Annotated in this window: 18 protein-coding genes and 1 tRNA gene; 6 read left to right on the top strand and 13 right to left on the bottom strand. The window is 44.7% G+C overall.

Annotated elements, in window-relative coordinates; translation table 11 throughout:
- Entirely contained in the window at positions 1-1,074 is a 1,074-nt protein-coding gene (locus tag E7008_00095) for a hypothetical protein (GenBank protein MBE6456338.1), read from the bottom strand.
- A gap of 194 nt (positions 1,075-1,268) precedes the next feature.
- On the opposite strand from E7008_00095, the gene E7008_00090 reads away from it, so the two are divergent.
- Together E7008_00090 and E7008_00085 are read left to right on the top strand one after the other, a co-directional pair.
- Positions 1,269-2,123, top strand: a complete 855-nt coding sequence (locus tag E7008_00090; protein MBE6456337.1) for a hypothetical protein — start codon at positions 1,269-1,271, stop codon at positions 2,121-2,123.
- 18 nt (positions 2,124-2,141) lie between these two features.
- The gene (locus E7008_00085; protein MBE6456336.1) at positions 2,142-2,975 is read left to right on the top strand and encodes a hypothetical protein; all 834 of its coding nucleotides are present in this window, start codon (positions 2,142-2,144) and stop codon (positions 2,973-2,975) included.
- Positions 2,976-2,995: 20 nt separating this feature from the next.
- Here E7008_00085 and E7008_00080 read toward each other — a convergent pair whose 3' ends face one another.
- The 3 genes from E7008_00080 to E7008_00070 all read right to left on the bottom strand — a co-directional run bounded on the left by E7008_00080 (position 2,996) and on the right by E7008_00070 (position 6,189).
- Positions 2,996-4,210, bottom strand: a complete 1,215-nt coding sequence (locus tag E7008_00080) for a tyrosine--tRNA ligase (GenBank protein ID MBE6456335.1) — start codon at positions 4,208-4,210, stop codon at positions 2,996-2,998.
- A gap of 111 nt (positions 4,211-4,321) precedes the next feature.
- On the bottom strand, positions 4,322-5,581 hold the full coding sequence (gene clpX, locus E7008_00075; protein ID MBE6456334.1) for an ATP-dependent Clp protease ATP-binding subunit ClpX: 1,260 nt from the start codon (positions 5,579-5,581) through the stop codon (positions 4,322-4,324).
- A 26-nt stretch (positions 5,582-5,607) separates the two neighbouring features.
- Positions 5,608-6,189, bottom strand: a complete 582-nt coding sequence (locus E7008_00070) for an ATP-dependent Clp protease proteolytic subunit (protein ID MBE6456333.1) — start codon at positions 6,187-6,189, stop codon at positions 5,608-5,610.
- Between the two features lie 144 nt (positions 6,190-6,333).
- Between E7008_00070 and E7008_00065 the strand changes: the two genes are divergently transcribed.
- Entirely contained in the window at positions 6,334-6,603 is a 270-nt protein-coding gene (locus tag E7008_00065) for a hypothetical protein (GenBank protein MBE6456332.1), read from the top strand.
- Between the two features lie 25 nt (positions 6,604-6,628).
- Here the strand turns inward: E7008_00065 and E7008_00060 are convergent, their stop codons facing one another.
- Positions 6,629-6,961 carry a hypothetical protein gene (locus E7008_00060; GenBank protein ID MBE6456331.1) on the bottom strand — a complete coding sequence of 111 codons (333 nt, stop codon included), beginning with the start codon at positions 6,959-6,961 and terminating at the stop codon, positions 6,629-6,631.
- A 27-nt stretch (positions 6,962-6,988) separates the two neighbouring features.
- A complete protein-coding gene (locus E7008_00055) occupies positions 6,989-7,552 on the bottom strand; it encodes a hypothetical protein (GenBank protein ID MBE6456330.1) in 564 nt (187 codons plus the stop codon).
- 77 nt (positions 7,553-7,629) lie between these two features.
- Between E7008_00055 and E7008_00050 the strand changes: the two genes are divergently transcribed.
- Both E7008_00050 and E7008_00045 read left to right on the top strand, forming a co-directional pair.
- Positions 7,630-8,589 carry a hypothetical protein gene (locus E7008_00050; protein MBE6456329.1) on the top strand — a complete coding sequence of 320 codons (960 nt, stop codon included), beginning with the start codon at positions 7,630-7,632 and terminating at the stop codon, positions 8,587-8,589.
- A gap of 18 nt (positions 8,590-8,607) precedes the next feature.
- Entirely contained in the window at positions 8,608-8,826 is a 219-nt protein-coding gene (locus E7008_00045) for a hypothetical protein (protein MBE6456328.1), read from the top strand.
- Between the two features lie 85 nt (positions 8,827-8,911).
- On the opposite strand, the gene E7008_00040 is transcribed toward E7008_00045, so the two are convergent.
- From E7008_00040 to E7008_00020, 5 genes are all read right to left on the bottom strand, one after another.
- Positions 8,912-9,736: a hypothetical protein gene (locus E7008_00040; protein MBE6456327.1), complete on the bottom strand. Its 825-nt coding sequence runs from the start codon at positions 9,734-9,736 to the stop codon at positions 8,912-8,914.
- Positions 9,737-9,812: 76 nt separating this feature from the next.
- Complete coding sequence (recO, locus tag E7008_00035) at positions 9,813-10,490, bottom strand: DNA repair protein RecO (GenBank protein MBE6456326.1); 678 nt, start codon at positions 10,488-10,490, stop codon at positions 9,813-9,815.
- A 26-nt stretch (positions 10,491-10,516) separates the two neighbouring features.
- Positions 10,517-10,601 (bottom strand) — tRNA-Leu (locus E7008_00030).
- 19 nt (positions 10,602-10,620) lie between these two features.
- Positions 10,621-10,989 carry a 50S ribosomal protein L28 gene (locus E7008_00025; protein ID MBE6456325.1) on the bottom strand — a complete coding sequence of 123 codons (369 nt, stop codon included), beginning with the start codon at positions 10,987-10,989 and terminating at the stop codon, positions 10,621-10,623.
- Between the two features lie 78 nt (positions 10,990-11,067).
- Positions 11,068-12,501: a DUF4301 family protein gene (locus tag E7008_00020; protein MBE6456324.1), complete on the bottom strand. Its 1,434-nt coding sequence runs from the start codon at positions 12,499-12,501 to the stop codon at positions 11,068-11,070.
- A gap of 143 nt (positions 12,502-12,644) precedes the next feature.
- Between E7008_00020 and E7008_00015 the strand changes: the two genes are divergently transcribed.
- Positions 12,645-14,702, top strand: a complete 2,058-nt coding sequence (locus tag E7008_00015; GenBank protein ID MBE6456323.1) for an AAA family ATPase — start codon at positions 12,645-12,647, stop codon at positions 14,700-14,702.
- Positions 14,703-14,728: 26 nt separating this feature from the next.
- Here E7008_00015 and E7008_00010 read toward each other — a convergent pair whose 3' ends face one another.
- On the bottom strand, positions 14,729-15,391 hold the full coding sequence (locus E7008_00010; protein MBE6456322.1) for a hypothetical protein: 663 nt from the start codon (positions 15,389-15,391) through the stop codon (positions 14,729-14,731).
- 345 nt (positions 15,392-15,736) lie between these two features.
- On the bottom strand, positions 15,737-18,904 hold the full coding sequence (locus tag E7008_00005; protein ID MBE6456321.1) for an autotransporter domain-containing protein: 3,168 nt from the start codon (positions 18,902-18,904) through the stop codon (positions 15,737-15,739).
- Positions 18,905-19,655 lie beyond the last annotated feature (751 nt).

The following is a 19,655-nucleotide window of genomic DNA, read 5'->3' as shown; positions in this document are numbered from 1 at the left end:
TTATTCTTCCTTGAACAACCGGGCGGGGTCAACGGCATTGTTGCCACGGCGCACCTCTAAATACATTTCGGGTTTATCTGGATTCATACGCCCAATTGGTTCACCGGCCAGAACCTCTTGTTCCAGGGTCACATCAATATCACCCAGATTTGTCATCACAGTATTATATCCATTTTTATGCGACATAATCACAACACGACCAAATCCACGAAAACTGTCCGCAAACTTTACAACACCATCTGCCGGCGCCATAACCAACGCATCCCCACGCGTACGCACACGCCAACCGTCTGACTTCAACCCCAGCGCGGTCTTTTCACCAAACCGCACCACCACACGCCCCCGCACCGGCAGGTTTAATTTACGTCGTGAAAAACTGGCATCTGCTGACATCTGTGAACTGCCCACGCCGGCCGATAATTCTGAAATACTTTTTGCGCGCGCCGACAATTCGCGCAATTTTTTTTGCAGTGCCGAATGTTCACTTTTTAATTTTTCATTTTGCGCACTGCGCGTTTTCAACAGTTTATCCAACTCTTTTTTTTCGCGCGCATATTTTTTTGCGGTTCTGTCCAATTTTTCTTTTTCGACGGCGCGTGCATCACGAATTTTCCCCAGTTCGCGCACCTGCCCTTCTGCACGCGCAATTTCCCCATCCAACTGTTGCGCCGTCCCCGACAGCACCGCCGACATCAGCACATATTCCCGCATATCATTGGCATCAAAACTGGGGTGTGACGCGACAAATAAAATACTGGCGGCGGCATCCGATATCCGCGCCCGATTCGATTCCATTTCACGTGTGATTTTTTCGCGTTGCGCATCCAGTTCTGCAATTTTCTTTGCCATTGCGCCACGCTGATCTTCCAGGGAACTAACCTTGTCTGCGGCACGCACCAATTCTTTTTTTGTTTTTGATACTTCGCGCTCGGACGATTTGACCTGTTGTTCTAGCTTTTTATTTTGTTGTTCAGTTTGTTTAATCTGTGCATTAATCTTGGACAGTTCACTGGCACCATACACCGGCCCAGCGAAAACAAATAACGCAATAAAAACAGAACATAAAAATCGCAAATTTATTTCCTTCGCGCCAATTGTAACAAAACCAACAAAAAAATCAAATAAATCACTTGTTAAAAACACCTGAAATTGATAGAATACAAGGCGTACAGATAAAAAACATATGCCGAATCCAAACCACCGTTTAGATTCGGCACAAATGTGGGGGATAAAAAATGCAGAAATCAGGGGGATTTTTTTTTGACAATATGCCTAATGTAATCGGTCGGTTATGTGCGACACTGTTTATATGCCTGTGCACACACAACGCATTTGCAGCAACATTACTGGCACAATCGGAATGGCGTCCCGGCGCATACTGTTATCGCGCCGACAGCAACTATCGCGCATACCGCATGGCCATATGCGATTGCGTTGGATACCAAGGCAGCATTGGTGAAACCCTGCCCGATTGTCCAACAAATTATACGATGACCGACGACGCGTGTGTTGCCGGAATAAAAAGCGAAACATTTTCATATTCTGATGAATGGAGTGTCACCCCAACATGCCCTGTGGCGGGTGGTACTGGCATGGTAACACGCGACATAAAATATATTTGCGTAAACGTAACAAGCCTGGGCAGCGCAACTGCAACCGAAACCTGGTGTGACTGTAATGACATGGATACAGGCTGGCAACATGTTGGCGACGCGTCTTCAATACTTTACGAAAAAAAATCCGCCGAATTTGTATGCAACGACCATACATTTTCAACATATTGCGAATACCAAATGATGGACCCCGAAACTGGGCAATATACAACATATACCCAAGGTTCTATGTTCGAAACATACGAAGCCTTTGTTTGTGGTCCAACAACACTAAACGGATTACAAACCACCTATTCTTGCGAGGCTGGATATTATCTGAAAAACGGCACAACATGTACGGCGTGTCCCACCGCCGGCACAGTTGACGGCGTCAAGGTATACGACACATCTGACCAGTATAATACATCAACCAACATAGCATCCTGTTACGTCCCCAAGGACAGCTTTTCCGTCACTGACACTTCCGGCAACTGGACCTGGGGCAACGATTGTAATTACAGCACAAACTAATCACAGTGGAAATAACGCATGAAAAATACCATGACCACAATCGGCAATTTACGGATAATACTGCTTATGTGCCTGGTAACACATAACGCCTTTGCATCACTAATACCAACCGCCCAATGGGCCCCCGGCGCAGACTGTTATACCAATTCCACAAAATACAAGGTTGCGGTATGCGACTGCGTTGGATATCACGGCAGTATTGGCAACAACCGCCCCAAATGCGACCAGAACAGTCCAACGTCAGACATCTGTCTGATGGGAACTAAAACCGAACTGTTTACTTATGAAGAATATTTAACTATACCCGAATGCACGGATACAAACACAGGCGAATACCGCGCCATAGAATATGTTTGTTTTAACCCCAGCAGCTGGCCGGATATATCGTCGGTTTGTGACTGTAATGACTATGTAACTGATTGGGTTCGGGGGTCTGATACATCCGAACACAATAACCGATACACCCGTACAACGGCTAAATTTCAATGCGGCACATATACTTTTTCTACATATTGCGAATATAAAATAATGGACCCCGAAACCGAGCAATATACAACATATACCCAGGGGAAAAAATACACAGACAAAAAAGAATTCGTTTGTGGGCCAAGTGCTAAAAACTATCCTAAAATAGAATACGCATGCACCGCAGGTTCATATTTGAAACCGGACAATACATGTGAACTCTGTCCCGACGGCGCAATTGGCGACACCGCACTATACAGCACATCACCAGACTTGAATCAGGGAAATGTCCGCAGTTGCTATATCCCAAAATACAGTTTTACCATCAGTGATGATATTGGACAATGGACGTGGTCTTCTAACTGCACACATGGTACAAATAAATAACCGGGGGAAATCCCCCGGTTTTATTTCACAATCACTTTCAAGAATACTTTTTTGCCCTTTTGCACCATGAATTCCGATGCCACCGCCACAACAAATTTCGGGTCGATAATTTTATTACCATCGATTTGGATTCCGCCCTGCTCGACCGTGCGACGTGCCTCGGATTTTGATGGGAACAATTTGGTTGCACACAGAAAATCCAAAATCCCCATATCGCCCGCCATTTCAATTTCTATGCTTGGGATATTGGCCGAATTTGCACCACCACCAAATAACGCATTTGCAGCCTCTTCTGCGGCAACGGCGGCGTCCGTCCCATGTGCAATTTCAGTCGCCGCGAACGCCAAACGTTTCTTGGCAACATTTAATTCCGCCCCCTGCAATGCAGACAATTTTGCAATTTCATCCAATGGAATTTCTGTAAATATTTTCAAGAATTTTTCCACCAAATCATCCGATATATTGCGGAAATACTGATAGTATTCATATGGCGATGTTTTATCTTCGTTCACCCAAACGGCATTTCCCGCCGATTTGCCAATTTTATTTCCATTGGCATCGGTAATCAGGGATGTTGACAGAACAAATGCTTCTTTGCCCAACTTCTTGCGTATCAGTTCAATCCCCATAATAGCGTTGCCCCATTGGTCCGCGCCACAGGTCTGTAATATACAATTATGTTCACGATACAGTGTCAGAAAATCCACCGCCTGAAACGTCATATAGTTAAATTCCAGAAACGTCATACCGTTGTCCAGACGACGCTTTACCGAATCCATCGACAGCATACGCGGCACAGTAAAATCCGTTCCAAAATCGCGCAAGAAATCCATATGACTGTAATTTTTCATCCAATCATAGTTATCAACCATAATCGCGTCCGACGCACCATCACCAAACTTAAAAAACTTAGAAAATGATTTTTTCAATCCTGCAACATTTTTCGCCAACACTTCTTCGGTCATCATTGGGCGACCGCTGTCGCGTCCCGATGGGTCGCCAATTCGCCCCGTTGCACCACCAACCAATGTAATCGGTTTATGCCCATATTTCTGCAACCAACGCATCATCATCACCGGCACTAAATGCCCCACATGCAACGAATCCGCCGTCGGGTCAGACCCCAAATATGCCGTAATTTTTCCCGCATTTAATGCATCGTTCAACCCATCCATATTAGATGTCTGATTAATAAACCCACGTGCCTGTAATTCAACCAATAATTCGTTTTGCATAATTTTTATTCCTTTATCAACACGATAATATCACGCAATCCAACACCATGCAACAAAACCACCAAAAAAAACTTAGATAAAAAAAAATCCCCGCCACATGGCGGGGGATTTTTATGCAGCTTTTTTAGATTCCTTCATAATTTCAACAGGTTGCTTTTTTCCATCAACAACATCCGCATCAATTACAATTTCCGCCAAATCTTCTTTGTCCGGTGCATCAAACATCGGCTGCATTAATACCCGTTCCAGGATACTGCGCAAACCACGCGCCCCTGTTTTACGCGCAACCGCCATTTTCGCAATCGCACGCAGAGCATCGTCTGTGATATTCAATTTAACCCCATCCATACCCAACATGGCGGTAAACTGTTTTACAACCGCATTTTTTGGTTCGGTCAAAATTTTGACCAACGCATCTTCGTCCAGTTCTTGCAATGTCGTAATAACTGGCAAACGCCCAATCAGTTCTGGGATAATTCCAAACTTTACCAAATCTTCGGGTTCAACATCCTTCAAGAAACTTTTGTTCTTACGTTCTTCGGCAGATTCGACATGTGCCCCAAAACCAATTCCACGACGCGCCGACGTGCGATTACCAATAATCTTGTTCAGGCCATCAAACGCCCCACCACAGATGAATAAAATCTTGCTGGTATCTAATTGCACCGTTGCTTCGCCTGGATGTTTGCGCCCTGCGCCACCGGCGGGCACATTTGCAACTGTGCCTTCAATCAGTTTCAGCAATGCCTGTTGCACACCTTCGCCGGAAACATCGCGTGTCAGCGATGGATTTTCTGATTTTCTGGAAATCTTGTCTATTTCATCGATATAAATGATACCACGACCTGCACGTTCAACATCGAAATTCGCATTCTGTAACAGACGCGTCAAAACACTTTCCACATCATCACCAACATAGCCCGCTTCGGTCAAAGTGGTCGCGTCCGCAATTGCAAACGGCACATCCAGCACACGCGCCAATGTCTGGGCAAACAGTGTTTTCCCCGTCCCCGTTGATCCGATCAACAACACATTTGATTTTTGAATTTCTACGTCTGACGTAGTCGCCATCGAATGACGTTTATAGTGATTATACACCGCCACCGCCAACGTACGCTTGGCCGTATCCTGACCAATAATATATTCATTCAAAAAATTATAAATCTGGGATGGCGTTGGCAATTTCTTGACATCCTGGCTGACTGCGCGACGATTATCATCCGCCATAATATCATTACACAGATTGATACATTCATCACAGATACAGACGTTACGTCCACTGACCAACTTTTTTACTTCATAAACCGCCTTGCCACAGAAACTGCAAAACTGCTGGTTATTTTCCGTTTTTGGTGTTTTATCATCACTCATATCTGTTTCCCCATACAAACTATGAATTATTTACGTTCCAAAATACCGTCAATCAGGCCAAATTCCTTAGCCTCACTCGGGCACATCCAGTTATCGCGTTCCATCGCATCAAACAATTCTTTTTCCTTGCGCCCTGTGAATTCAGACATCTGTTTGATTAATGTCTTTTTGTTTTTCTGATATTGATTCATTCTGATTTCCATATCAGTAATCTGACCCTGTGCGCCCGCCAAAGGCTGATGAATCATAATCTGGGTATTCGGCAGAACGAAACGTTTACCTTTTTCACCGGCCGCCAATAATACCGACCCCATTGACGCAACCAAGCCCATACCGATTGTTGAAACCGGCGCTTTGATATACTGCATCGTGTCCATAATTGCCCAGCCCGCCGATACATCACCGCCCGGCGAATTAATATACATAGAAATTTCTGCGTTTGGATTTTCCGATTCCAAAAACAACAACTGTGCGACAATACTGTTTGCCATTGTTGGTTCAATTTCCCCATTTACCATCACAATACGATCGCGCAACAGACGTGAATAAATATCGAACGAGCGTTCACCACGCGGCGATTCTTCTATAACCATTGGTATCAGTGCCATAATACAAAATCCTTTATTTTCTGTGAATTATACCATACAAAAACCCGATTCGCGAATTTATGATATATATAGCCACTTTTTTAAGATATGCAAGTCCATCACAAAATTTGACAAAACAATTTTTTACATTAAAATACGACCACTATGTATGAGCACACACCTGGATTTTATGCAATTGAATTACAACGTCTAAAACGTAATCAGGAAGTCTTGCGCACTGCCCTGATTCATTCCTGTGATGAAAACGTATTACATGACTACAACGCCAATATATGCGATTTACTTGGCGCATCTGTTCACCACAACCTGTGCACAGACGATAAAATCGACGCGGCCCACGACATGGCACATGAATACATCAAAATGCCCTGCATAAAACAATGGCTGTTTGATATAAGACAAAAATCAAAATAAAAACCCGGCATTTGCCGGGAATTTTTTATTTTTCAACAATGTCAATTACTTTGACTTTAAATACAACGGCCTTGCCCGCCAGGTCTGCTACATATTGTTCTGGGAATGTGATGTTAATATCACGTTCTTCGCCCTCGGCCATGCCAACAAGCTGTTCTTCAAACCCTGGGACGAATTGACCACTGCCCAATTTCAATGGGAAATTCTCTGCTGTACCACCTGGGAATTGAACGCCATCCAAGAAGCCTGCAAAATTGATAACAACCGTATCACCATTTTCCGCAACCGGTGCTTTTTCACCACAGCCCGCCAAACCCAACGCAGCCATAATTCCCATAACAGACACTAATTTTTTCATTACTTTCCCCTTTTGTTTTTTTGTTAATTATTTGTTGTAAACACATCTGAAACCATATTCACGCATTGTTGCGCCTTCGGCCTCAATCCGATAGTCGAAATACGCCGTCGGCCGCATTACATCAAACGACGGCCTGTCATACACCATAACAATACTGTCTGCATTGCGTCCACACACGCGTTTCATTTCATAGTCCGCCACCGCCGCCAAGACCGTACGCGAATCCCCATCAATATCCATACCATCTGCATTCTGCATCAGTCGCAACCGCATTTCACGCACATCGGTATTCCCCAACAGAATCTGGACACGAACCATTGCCCCTTTGTATTCCTGCCAGCGTGTTTCCATACGCGACGTATTCCAGCGATTTGAATTCTGTTCTTTTTCTGCAGCTGTTTTTGGCTTATACGAATCAATATTTGAATACTGGTTATCAGACTGCATAAATGTACTGGTACGTTCGTTATACAGTGGTGCATCTTCGCCCCCCTGGGCAAAGTCCACTTCGTTATACGGCGCGTCTTTATCCGTCGCACAACCCGCCACAGTCAGCACACCCAACAATGCAAACAAAATAGATTTTTTCATGTTCAATCTCTCTTTTTTATGATTTTAACAAATAAAGATTTTTGATTCAAGTCAGGATTTATGATAAAATCAAATTGATGTCAAATATAGTCCTGGAATCTTTGTTAAAACCATTGGCGGAATTTTATTCGCCATCATTTGTCGAAGAAATCGCCATCAACCACGCCGGCGAAGTTTGGATGCGCCTGCACGGTGCGCGCGTTCCATGGGTATCGTACCAGGCTGAAATTCTAAGCAAACAATACTTGGTTGATTTAATCCATACTGTTGCAAATATTTACGAACGTCCATTTGACCCGGTTCATGGCATGCCGGTGGTTTATGCCACCTTGCCCGGCAATCACCGCTTTACAGCAATTGCAGGTCCGAACGTTCAATATGACGAACGCGATATTACCGGCGGTGTTGCATTAAACATTCGCGGTGGCGGTGCCCCAGACACCAGTTTTGAAAACTATCATCTGCGCCGCGGCCAACAATTATTACGGGTCAAACCACGTGAAAACGTCCGCCCCGACGACCCATACGACCGATTAATGTCCGCCATAAATGATGGCAGCCCGATACTAGTATCCGGCGCAACCGCAACGGGGAAAACAACGTTTTTAAATCACATGCTGACATTAATTGATAAAAACAGCCGTGTAATTACCGTCGAAGACGCGCGTGAAATTCGTGTCCCCCAGGCAAACCGTGTACATTTTGTCCTGTCGCGTACTGAACAAACGAACGATTTTAATTATGCGCGCCTGTTGGACTTGGTCGTACGTATGACGCCCGATGTAATTATTGGCGGCGAAATATCAACCGACAATGCATCCGTATTGTGGGAAATGCTGGGGACGGGCCACGACCATTTTTACACAACGATTCACGCGGAAAGTGCAGATGCCGCCTATGCAGCATTTGCCGATCGCATTCTGCACACCCAACCTGCATACAATCGCACCGATTTAATTGCAGAAATGAAAAAGAAAATTCGCGTTGTACAATTATCGCGCGATGGCGCACTGCGTGCCGTAACAGAAGTGGTCTAAAAAACAAAAGGATAAAAAATGGATGAATTTGGAATCACCATCACAGACCCAAACTATCGCGACACAGAATTACAGTCTGCATTTGAACGTGCCGATCGCGAGCGAACCGAACAAAAATTGGCGATTGCCGCCGCCCGCGAAGAAAGATGGCTGAATGAACCATTTTTTTATGAACGGATACTAGCAAAAATAAAACATATACACTCGCACCTGTTTCCCAAACAAAAACTAAGATAAATAAAAGTGTAGCGAAGTAATGATTCCTTAATTGCTCTTAAAAAAATCCCGCCATTAGGCGGGATTTTTAATTTGCAATCAAAAATTATTTATCCAACGCTGCATTGATTTGATCGGCTGGGATTGCGCCTGGGAACGCTTCTTCGCCAATAATCAAGAACGGTGTACCTGTGATTTCGAAACGATTTGCCAAATCACGAACGTTTGCCAATTCGATTTCTACAACTTCACTGGTCATATCCTGTTTCAATTGATCCGCATCCAAACCTGCTTCTTTGGCAAATTTCATCAGGTTCTTTTCAATCGCCGCGGCCAATTTTTCCTGATCCTGGATGTTTTCAGATGGACGATATTCTTTTGTCATAATAATATCTGCAAATTTCGCAGCCTTGGCAGTATCCTGCATCTTAGCAGCAATCATTGCGCGTGCTGGACCTTCACTCATCACACCATGGATAGAGAAGTTTTTCATCACAACCTTGACATCATCACGTGCCTTTAACACACGATCCAGTTCGCCATGAACACGACGGCAATAACCACATGACGCAGCTGTCCAAACATAGATTGTCTTTTTCGCTTCTGGATTACCCAAGATTGGTGCATGTTCACTCATTTCAAATGCAGATTCACGAACCAATTTGCGAATTGCTTTGTTTTTTTCTGCATTTTGCTGTGCCTGCATACCTTCGACCATTTCCTGAATAATCGCAGGATTAACAGATGTCAAATAATATGGCACATACAGACGACAAACACTGCCCGCCATAATGATGATTGCTAATACTTTGATTGCTTTTTTTGCCCAGATAACGCCAGCCGCCGGCTTTTTTGTATCCTGTTTCAGCAGCATGCCACCGAACATATACAAAGCGATACCCAAGACCAGTACCAAAATTGTCCAAGTCATGATTTTCTCCTTCTTCTGTTGAACGTTTTTCACAATAGCAAATTTTCACCAAATCGCAAGGAATAAATATAACAAATTAAATGTTTTTTATCATTCGACGCACAGCCGGCACATCCACCCCCTGTTGCACGCAAATATTTTCCAAAAATCGCAACGTTGTATCCAGGTTTACCGGCAATTTATACAGTCTATTTATATACGGTGCGGCGCATTTATCACACACTGCACGTCCCGTCCGTGGTGATAAAAAGTTTAAATTTTCCACCACACCACACCCCGAACACTTTGATAAATCCAGTGCATATCCCAAATCGCGCAACAAATTAATTTCCCAGATTAAATATGTATTCTTGGCCCCCACACCCAAATTTTCAATCATATTCAGGGTTTCATCGTACAAATCCATGTACGATTCGCGTTCTGGCAACAAAGTTGTCAATATTTCAAACGCAGCATTCAAGCGCATCAACGCACCCGGATTCATCATAATGGCTGCCCCCAGATTTTTTTCTGCATCCCAATGAAACGTCCCCAACTGTGAATCCAGACGCGCATTCCATGACACCGCCCCAACCTGGCCCAACAACGGTCGATTTTTTTTCGCAACGTTTGCCCCACGCATCATACCGACCAACACACCAAAATCACGTGTGAACACCCGTGCAATTGCATCACGTTCATTAAATGGTCGCAATCCGATTAAGATACCATTTGATTCCAATTTCATATCAATTCGCATTATAACAAAAAACATCCCGATTGGGATGTTTTTCTTTTATCTGGTGGCCCTGGTCGGACTCGAACCGACACTCCTCGCGGAACTTGATTTTGAGTCAAGCGCGTCTACCAATTCCGCCACGGGGCCATGATGCATTGAAAACCAACTATGCGGCTTTCTTTGCTTCAACCTTTTTTACCAGGCGTGCGCTGCGGTTTGCCTTGTGAACTGGCTTTTTCGCAGGTACTGCTGGTTTTCCATTTTTCTTTTCAATGGCTTTTTTAATTGCGGCCATTTCTTCGGTCAAACGTGATACAGGTTTCGCCATTACATACGCATCCAAACCACCATGCTTGGTCAATGTACGCAGACCAGCGGTCGAAATACGCAATGAAAAATCACGTCCCAGAATATCACTGTGGAACTTTAAAACTTGCAAATTCGGCAAGAAAGTACGTTTTGTACGACGATGCGAGTGGGAAACATTCATCCCAACTTCTGTTTTCTTACCTGTAACTTTACATACACGTGGCATAATACTCTACCTTTTAATTTATAGCGAACCCAAATTTATAATAAAAATTCAGAAAAGTCAAGTAATGTTTTCACAATTTTATTCATTTACCCTGTGCCCCACCCCCATCAGGTCTGAAATCACCTTGACCGGGGTAAATGTATTCAGTGGCGTTTCTACAAAAACAGTATTCCATTTTGCCATCGCACCATTCCACAATCCGGGACGTTCCATTGCACGCAACGGCCGCCCATTCTTGGACTTTTCTGATATAAACCCAGCGGTTGGATCAACATATTGCGTTAAATCAAATTTTTTTCCCTGGTAATCACGTGGCATACAAACCAAATCAGTCGGGCTGAAAAATTCACCATTCTTCAAAACACTAATATTTTCCGGCGCAATCTGTCCCGGTTCAGAAATCTGCAGACTGCACATACCATCCGTCCCCCGCACCCAGAACGGCCCACCACCCGGTTCGCCCGTGTTTTTGATAATACCGCATACACGCAGCGGACGATTTAACACGGCGCGTAAATCTGCACCATTATCAACCACAATCCCCAGGTTTTCATTTATAAACGCAACAATTTCATCCGCATCCGCCACACCCGCATCCATCGCACGCAGATATTCGAAAATGCGTTTCTGAATTTGCATGGCCAATCCCGCCAGACGCTTTTTATGTGCAATTGTGTCATAGCGCGCATCATCTGGACATACATTATCAATGTTCTTGATAAAAACTAAATCCCCATCAATATCATTCAGGTTTTCAATCAACGCCCCATGCCCCGCCGGCCGGAACAGCAACGACCCATCATCATTTCTGAACGGTGTATTATCCAGATTAACCGCAATTGTATCGGTCGCGGCCTTTTGTACAGACATAGAAATATTATACTTTACCCCAAATTTCGATTCGTATTCTGGCAAAATACGGGCCAGTACCACATCAAATCCCGCCATATGTTCCGGCGACACGGTAAAGAGAATATCTACATTGCCATTTGATACGGCATATTGCGCCCCTTCGACCAGGTGTTCTGCCAACGCAGTGCGATTCGCATCCGCATATTTATGAAACTGTAATAATGCCTTGGGCATTGCGCCATAATTCAACCCGCGTTCTGTTACCAAGCATTCTATAGCATCACGATTCGTTGGATTTTCTGGCAATACACGCTTTAAATCATCCCAGAACGCAAATTTTTCCAAATTATCCAGAACATTTTGCGTTGTTTTATTCATCACGCCCGATGACAAAAATTCAAACAGGTCCTTGAACATACGGGTTGCAGCCCCCGATGCCGGCACAAACTTTACAATCTTATAATTATCACGATTTTCATCATAAAACCGTTCAAATTCATCCCCCAACATTTCACGCACCCCATCACCAATAACGGCCGGACGCACAATATCGGCATATGGAAATCCCGTCACAAAATCCGCCAATTGCCGATGCACAACATCTATATTTAGTCCATGGCTTTGAATTTGCTGAATATCATCTGGGGTAAATTCATACATTGTTCCATCCTTTGTATATCCTAAGTCTAGAACAAATTTTCCCCCATCGCAAGGGCGCATTTTGGCATTTGTTCCTGTGTCTTGAAAGACGCCTTTGTGGCACTATATATAGGACAAACGAAAAATTACAAGGAGTCATAACAATGAACCCAGATGATTTACAAGAATCACCACAACAGGCGATTGAAAAATACACGACCGACTTTACAAAACTGGCGGCCGACGGCAAACTGGACCCAGTCATTGGCCGCGACGAAGAAATTCGCCGTTCAATCCAGGTGTTAAGCCGTCGCACCAAAAACAACCCCGTATTAATTGGTAATCCAGGTGTTGGGAAAACCGCCATTGTCGAAGGGCTGGCGAATCGCATCATATCGGGCGATGTACCTGAAAATCTGCTGAACAAACAGTTGCTGTCCCTGGATATGGGCGCACTAATGGCGGGTGCATCATTTCGCGGTCAATTCGAAGGACGCTTGAAAGCAATCCTGAAAGCAATCAAGGACGCCGACGGCAAAATCATCCTGTTTATCGATGAATTACACACCCTGGTTGGCGCCGGCAAAGGCGAAGGTTCTATGGATGCCGCCAACCTGTTAAAGCCAATGTTGGCACGCGGCGAATTACACTGCCTGGGGGCAACGACATTGGACGAATACCGTCAATATATTGAAAAAGACCCCGCCCTGGCACGCCGTTTTCAGCCCGTCTATGTGGACGAACCAACCGTTGATGACACGATTTCAATCCTGCGCGGATTAAAGGAAAAATACGAAGGCCACCACGGCGTTCGAATCGCCGACGCTGCATTGGTGTCTGCGGTCAAATTATCGAATCGATATATTACCGACCGATTCCTGCCGGACAAGGCAATTGACCTGATTGACGAAGCGGCCGCCCGCGTCCGAATCGAGGTTGCATCCAAACCCGACCGCCTGGACGAAGTTGACCGCCATTTAATGCAGTTAAAAATCGAACAACAGGCACTAAAAAAAGAAAAAGACGAAGAATCTAAAAAACGCCTAAAAGAATTGGAAAACATCATAGCCGGCGTCGAGTCTGAATCAAAAACATTAACTGCCCAATGGCAATCCGAACAGCAAAAAATGCGCGCCCTGTCCGACGCGATGGCCGCCCTGGATTCTGCCAAGGCCGAAGTTGCCACCGCAATGCGAAATGGCGACTATGAAAAGGCATCTGCCCTGCAATACGGCAAAATCCCCGAACTGGAAGAGCAAATCAGCAAAATGAACGAAAACGCACGCGAATATAAAACCGTTCTTCCGGAACACATTGCTGCGGTTGTCAGCAAATGGACCGGCGTTCCCGCCGACCGTTTAAATGCCGAAGAACAGTCGAAATTATTAAATATCGAAGATGAACTGCGTAAACGCGTCGTCGGCCAAGATCACGCCCTGGGGGTAATTGCCCGCGCCATCCGTCGCAGCCGCGCAGGGTTATCCGACCCACGTCGCCCAATGGGCAGTTTCATGTTCCTGGGGCCCACCGGCGTCGGCAAGACCGAGGTCGCAAAATCCCTGGCGGAATATCTGTTCAACGACGACACAGCCATGACCCGAATTGATATGAGTGAATACATGGAACCACACTCGGTTTCCCGCCTGATTGGCAGTCCCCCGGGATATGTCGGCTATGAACAGGGTGGCGTTTTAACCGAAAGTGTTCGTCGTCGCCCGTACCAGGTTTTACTGTTCGATGAAATTGAAAAGGCCAACCCAGATGTATTCAATGTATTCTTACAAATTCTGGATGACGGCCGCCTGACCGACGGCCAGGGTCACGTGGTGAACTTTACCAACACCATTATAATAATGACCAGCAACCTGCCCGATATGGACGCGGTAAAGCACAATTTCCGTCCAGAATTCATCAATCGAATCGATGAAATTGTTTTCTTTAACCCATTGGGCAAAGACGTAATGGCGGGCATTGTGAAAATTCAATTACGCGGTCTGGAAAAACGCCTGGCCGAACGGCACATTGAATTGAACATAACCGACAAAGCAATCAAATGGTTGGGCGACAATGGATATGACGCCGTATTCGGCGCGCGCCCATTAAAGCGTCTGATTACATCTGCCCTCGAAGACAAAATCGCCGATTTGATATTGACCGGCAGCCTTGGCGAAGGCAGCACCGTATACATCGATGTCAAGGGCAAAGACCTGACCGTTGGATAAAAAATCCCGCCATCTGGCGGGATTTTTTAATTGCTGTATGTACACGCATTCGCCGGCCCACTTAACGTGAATTTTCCCGATGCATCATAATATGTCCCAATTGGCAAATAACAACTTTCCACCGTTCTTCCATTCCCCGCGAAACATGCCGCTGTCGCAGGTGTCTTCAAAGCCGCATCTGTATAAACCCCACCCGATGGACATTTACTGCACCCAGTACAAGCATAGCCGCCTGTAACAACATTTCTTACACAACTTGCCGTTCCATAATACCCGTCGTCGCATCTATAACTTTGCGTAGTCGTACACGAACATGTAGATGCGTTCCATGTTCTTGTTTTATACACCTGATAACCTGTCGTAAAGTCGGTCCATGTTTCATCATCGCAATCCGTTTCAACGCAATCAGCGGTACAACTTTTTGGGTCAACAGTGTTGGCACACCCTGAAATAGTTATCGGCGTTCCCGCCGTCAGCGTATATCCAGAATAACACTCAGTACATACATAAACCCTATATCCGTTATAACATTTTTCGGAATATGTTTTACAATTGTTGGGTATGGTGTTCACAATTTCGGTATCAGATGCACAAATCTGCTCTAAACACATACTAAGTACTGCGATTGCATTACCATGAACCATCACCCCCAAACCAACACAACAACACGTTGTTAATACTTTTTTCATTCCTAACCTCCTTTTTTCTTTCTGACGAATGAAAAACCGCCATCTTCGAAAAAGGCGGTTGGAGGTTAGCGACTATCTGATAAATAGTGGTGGTATTCGATATATTCCCACACCCTCCAACCGACGGTTGGAGATACAAAAACACACCCCCTGACGCACTGGGTGTACGCGTATCAGAATGGGTCGCTAAACCCCGCAATCGGAATACCCGATTACATAATAACAATAGCAATATAATTCCCCCCGCGCAAGGCAAAAGGTACACCCCAAAAAACTAAGATAAAATTTTATTTAGCGTGGTATTCATATCTCAAAAAAAATCCCCCAACCGGGGGATTTTTTTATTTAGAAGCGTCCACGGAATTTAATCATCCCTGTCTGTGACGTATAATCTTTGTGTAAATCCAGATCATACATCAGGGATACTTCCATTCCCTTGTACAATGCGGTCAACCCGATACCGAATTCGCCACCCATGCGGCTCAGACGTTCACCGTTAACGGCATAGGCTTCGACCCCAGGCATAACAACTGTTGTGGCAGCGTCATCGCTGATGAAATCATACGTCATTGCCGCACGCAGTTCTGGGCGCAACTGGATTGCCCAATCGTTTTCGATTGCAAATGCATATTTCAGTCCCGCAATCCCCGTCAGGAAATCTGTATCCGTCGCCATAATCTGGGCGTCACGACCATCGATATAGTCATCCTGGGCAACATGCAGATATCGCAAACCTGCCTCGGTCGTGATACCCGGTGTGAAATCGTAACCGGTCATGATTTGCGCACCATATGCATCAACATCATATGTTGCCCCCAAACCAACACCCGCAACGGTCTTGTTTTCCGTGTATTCAGACATACTGTATGTCGCGGTTGCATTCACGAACCAATTGTTTGGTTTATACTGGCCATACAGGAACAGTGTTTTGCTGCTGATATCTGTATGCGCACCACCATCGGCATGAACATCCGAATTATTGAATGCCAAACCACCACCGATTGTCCATTTATTGTCAATCAGCGTATCCGCACCCAACGCAACCCCACGTGTATATCCGTGGAAATCATCTGCGAACTTAGACTTGTTAAACAATCCCTGAATCCAGAAACCATTTTCCTGGCTTCTTTCATCACCACCGGCACGGCCAACGGAAATACCGCCCGCCATACGGCCCGATGTTAATGACAGAACCTGATTCTGAACCGAACTGGCCGCCGCCTGGGCAACTGGTTTTTCGGTCGGATTCAACTTTTTGGTTTCACGTTCAATATATTCAACATCACCCGCATCCAGCGCATCCTGCAACGCCAAGGAAACCTGGTGTGCCTTGCCACTGTTTGCATTGGCCAGACCCGCAACCGCGCCCGCCGCCTGGGTTGAAATACCAACCGTTTCTGCAATATCGGCAACAGATTTGGTCACAATCTTGACACCATTTGCATCAATACCCGCGATTTCATAGATATCGCCAACGGTAACTTGTTCTGCATCTACGATTTTACCATTCCAAATGTTGTATGTACCCGCCGCCCCAACATTCAGTTCGAACATCGCGTCGTCACCAACCGTTACATCACCAATAAAGCGACCATACGATCCACCACGTGCCGAATCATTCAACATTGATGCGACAACCGTTCCATACAGGTCAATTGTCCCCTGTTTGATTGTTGCCGTTCCTAATTCCAATATTGCATCAGACGCCAATGTAAATGTACCCGTTCCGGTCACACCACCATCAAACGATGTTGTACCATCTGTGATATTTAATGTGCCCATGTTATGGATATCATTTGCCAACCCATTGGCCACATTACCACGGAACACGTTTGTACCTGCAAAATTGATTGTACCACCCGCATCATTATAAATTGCACCACCCAATTCGCCGGCCGTGTTATTTACAAACTCGTTATTTCCAGACAGATAGAACACACCATGATTTGTAGACTCTGTACTTGCGTCATCGTCCGCATAATAGTTTCTATCTACACCATTATAAATCGCGCCACCTAATTTTCCAGTGCTGTTTGTATAGAACTTAGCATTCGAAAAATAAACCTCTCCATCATAAATGCTTTCCATTGCACCACCGTACTTTGCAGCCTTGTTACCCACAAATTCGGCCGTTTCAAATTTTAGATAGCTGCCATCCTTGGATGTATTATGACGTGCAGACACAGCACCACCACTAACACCAGATTCATTATTCAAGAATCGAACACCCGTCAGTGTTGCTTTTACCTTCTGTCCTGCATATAACGCACCACCACCGTTTGCATTGGATGCAGCCTCATAAACCTTTCCATCCAAGGTAACTGTCTTGCCTGCGGTATTATTTTCAAAATCAACCCCTGTCACTGTCGCATCTAAATACAGCCCCAACGCACCACCATCTGCAGTCGCATGATTGTTGCTAAATTTACCACCTGTTATTGTGGTCTGCCCCGTTTTACCAGATGTTGCAAACGCACCGCTGACGTACGCCAAATTATCTTCAAAATTTGAGTTTTCTACAACCAATACGCCATTGTTTTTAATTGCACCACCATAGCCCTCTGCAACTATATTGCCGTCAAATTTTGCGCCAACAACTGTCATGTTACCTTTATTAAAGATTGCACCACCTTCGTTCGTGGCTGTATTTTCTTCAAATTCACCACCAACAATTTTCATACTGGCTTTATTATCTTTTTTATCTGGCACACCATCGTTATAAATCGCACCACCATTTACAGCACTATTACCTTCAAAGTCAGTCTTTTCCACATAAACCGCATTGCGTTCCGTCTTACTGTCATAGAACGTGGAATAAATCGCACCACCGTTCATATCCGCAATATTTCCTTTGAATTCAGAACCAAAAATATCTAACTTCGCCTGGCTATTATCACCCATTGATGGCGCACGCATAGAAATCGCACCACCATCGGATGTAGAAGAATTAGCCTCAAAACCCGAATTTATAATTTCTGCTACAGAACTCGATCCAAAGAATAATGCACCACCACCATCAATCGATGTACTCGAATCTGAATTATCACCAATCACAGTCCCGTAGACACTGTTGGCTATAAAATCTGCATTTTTAATTTCAGCAATACGCCCCAGCCACATTGCACCACCAGCAGCATATGCCGCATTATCTTTAAACTGTGCACGATTGCCATTATAATCTTTTACATATACTTCTGCCGGGATATCAAAATTACTTGATTGTCCAATAACACCACCGACCCCATAAACATCATGTGCAGATTTGATATTTGAATACGAACCACCCTCTATAGTCAGTTTCGAGCCCTTAGACACCTTAATCAATCCGGCTTCCCATGTTGCTTCTTCCTTTGGATTGGTTGAAAAATCACTGACTGTTTTATCGGTCCACGTAAGTTCTGAACCCGATTCTGTGACTATACGCTCAACATCCGCCATTGCGGGCATAATTGCCAAGGCTGGCAAAATACTGCAGACTTTCAACAAATCCGCCAAATGTTTTGTATTGGACATGACTTCTCCTTTCGTCAATTAAATCCTATTATTGGATTACCCCATTCATAGCACACTTATTTTGATATTCAATAAAAATTTTTTCCTATTCTTTGTTGAAATAACAAAAAAATATGCCGCCAACGAAATTTGGCGGTCGGGTGGGTTAAGAAAATCACCAGAAAGCATGACCCCGCCAGCCTTTGGGAAACCCTGTTTTTATAACTGACGGCCCCCCGACCCAATCCAGGCGGGGTTTATAACAATACCTGCCACCAAAGTGTCCAAATATTGTTTTTTTTTGCGGATTCAATGCGGCACACCGCATTACTTTCTGATGGGTTTTCTTACGACCCCGAAACCAAATCCCTTTGGATTCATCCATAATTATATGCTAACTAAATATTTTTTGCAATTGCTTTGATAAAATAAAAATACCCCGCATGGGGCATTTTTATTTTATCTTGGGCGGCCGCAGCTGGGTGCCTCGATATACAAATAAATAAAATCAAAAAAATCTCCCAAGTCGATTTTTTAAGATTTTCTTAATTGTCTATTCTCGTATTGGTCATGCGCGTTTTCAACGCTCTGACCGATCCAGCAGCCCCGGATAAAATAAAAATACCCCGCATGGGGCATTTTTATTTTATCTTGGTTGGGGCAGCTGGATTCGAACCAACACTGACGGAGTCAGAGGACAATGGTCTGAACTTTTCTACCCCACTGTTTGCACCGGATTTCTGCGATTTTTTAATTTCAGACAAACGGACTA

This window comes from Alphaproteobacteria bacterium (assembly GCA_015062495.1).
In the GTDB taxonomy this organism is placed as follows: Bacteria; Pseudomonadota; Alphaproteobacteria; order Rs-D84; family Rs-D84; genus Enterousia.
This window is presented reverse-complemented; position numbering and strand designations above follow the sequence as displayed.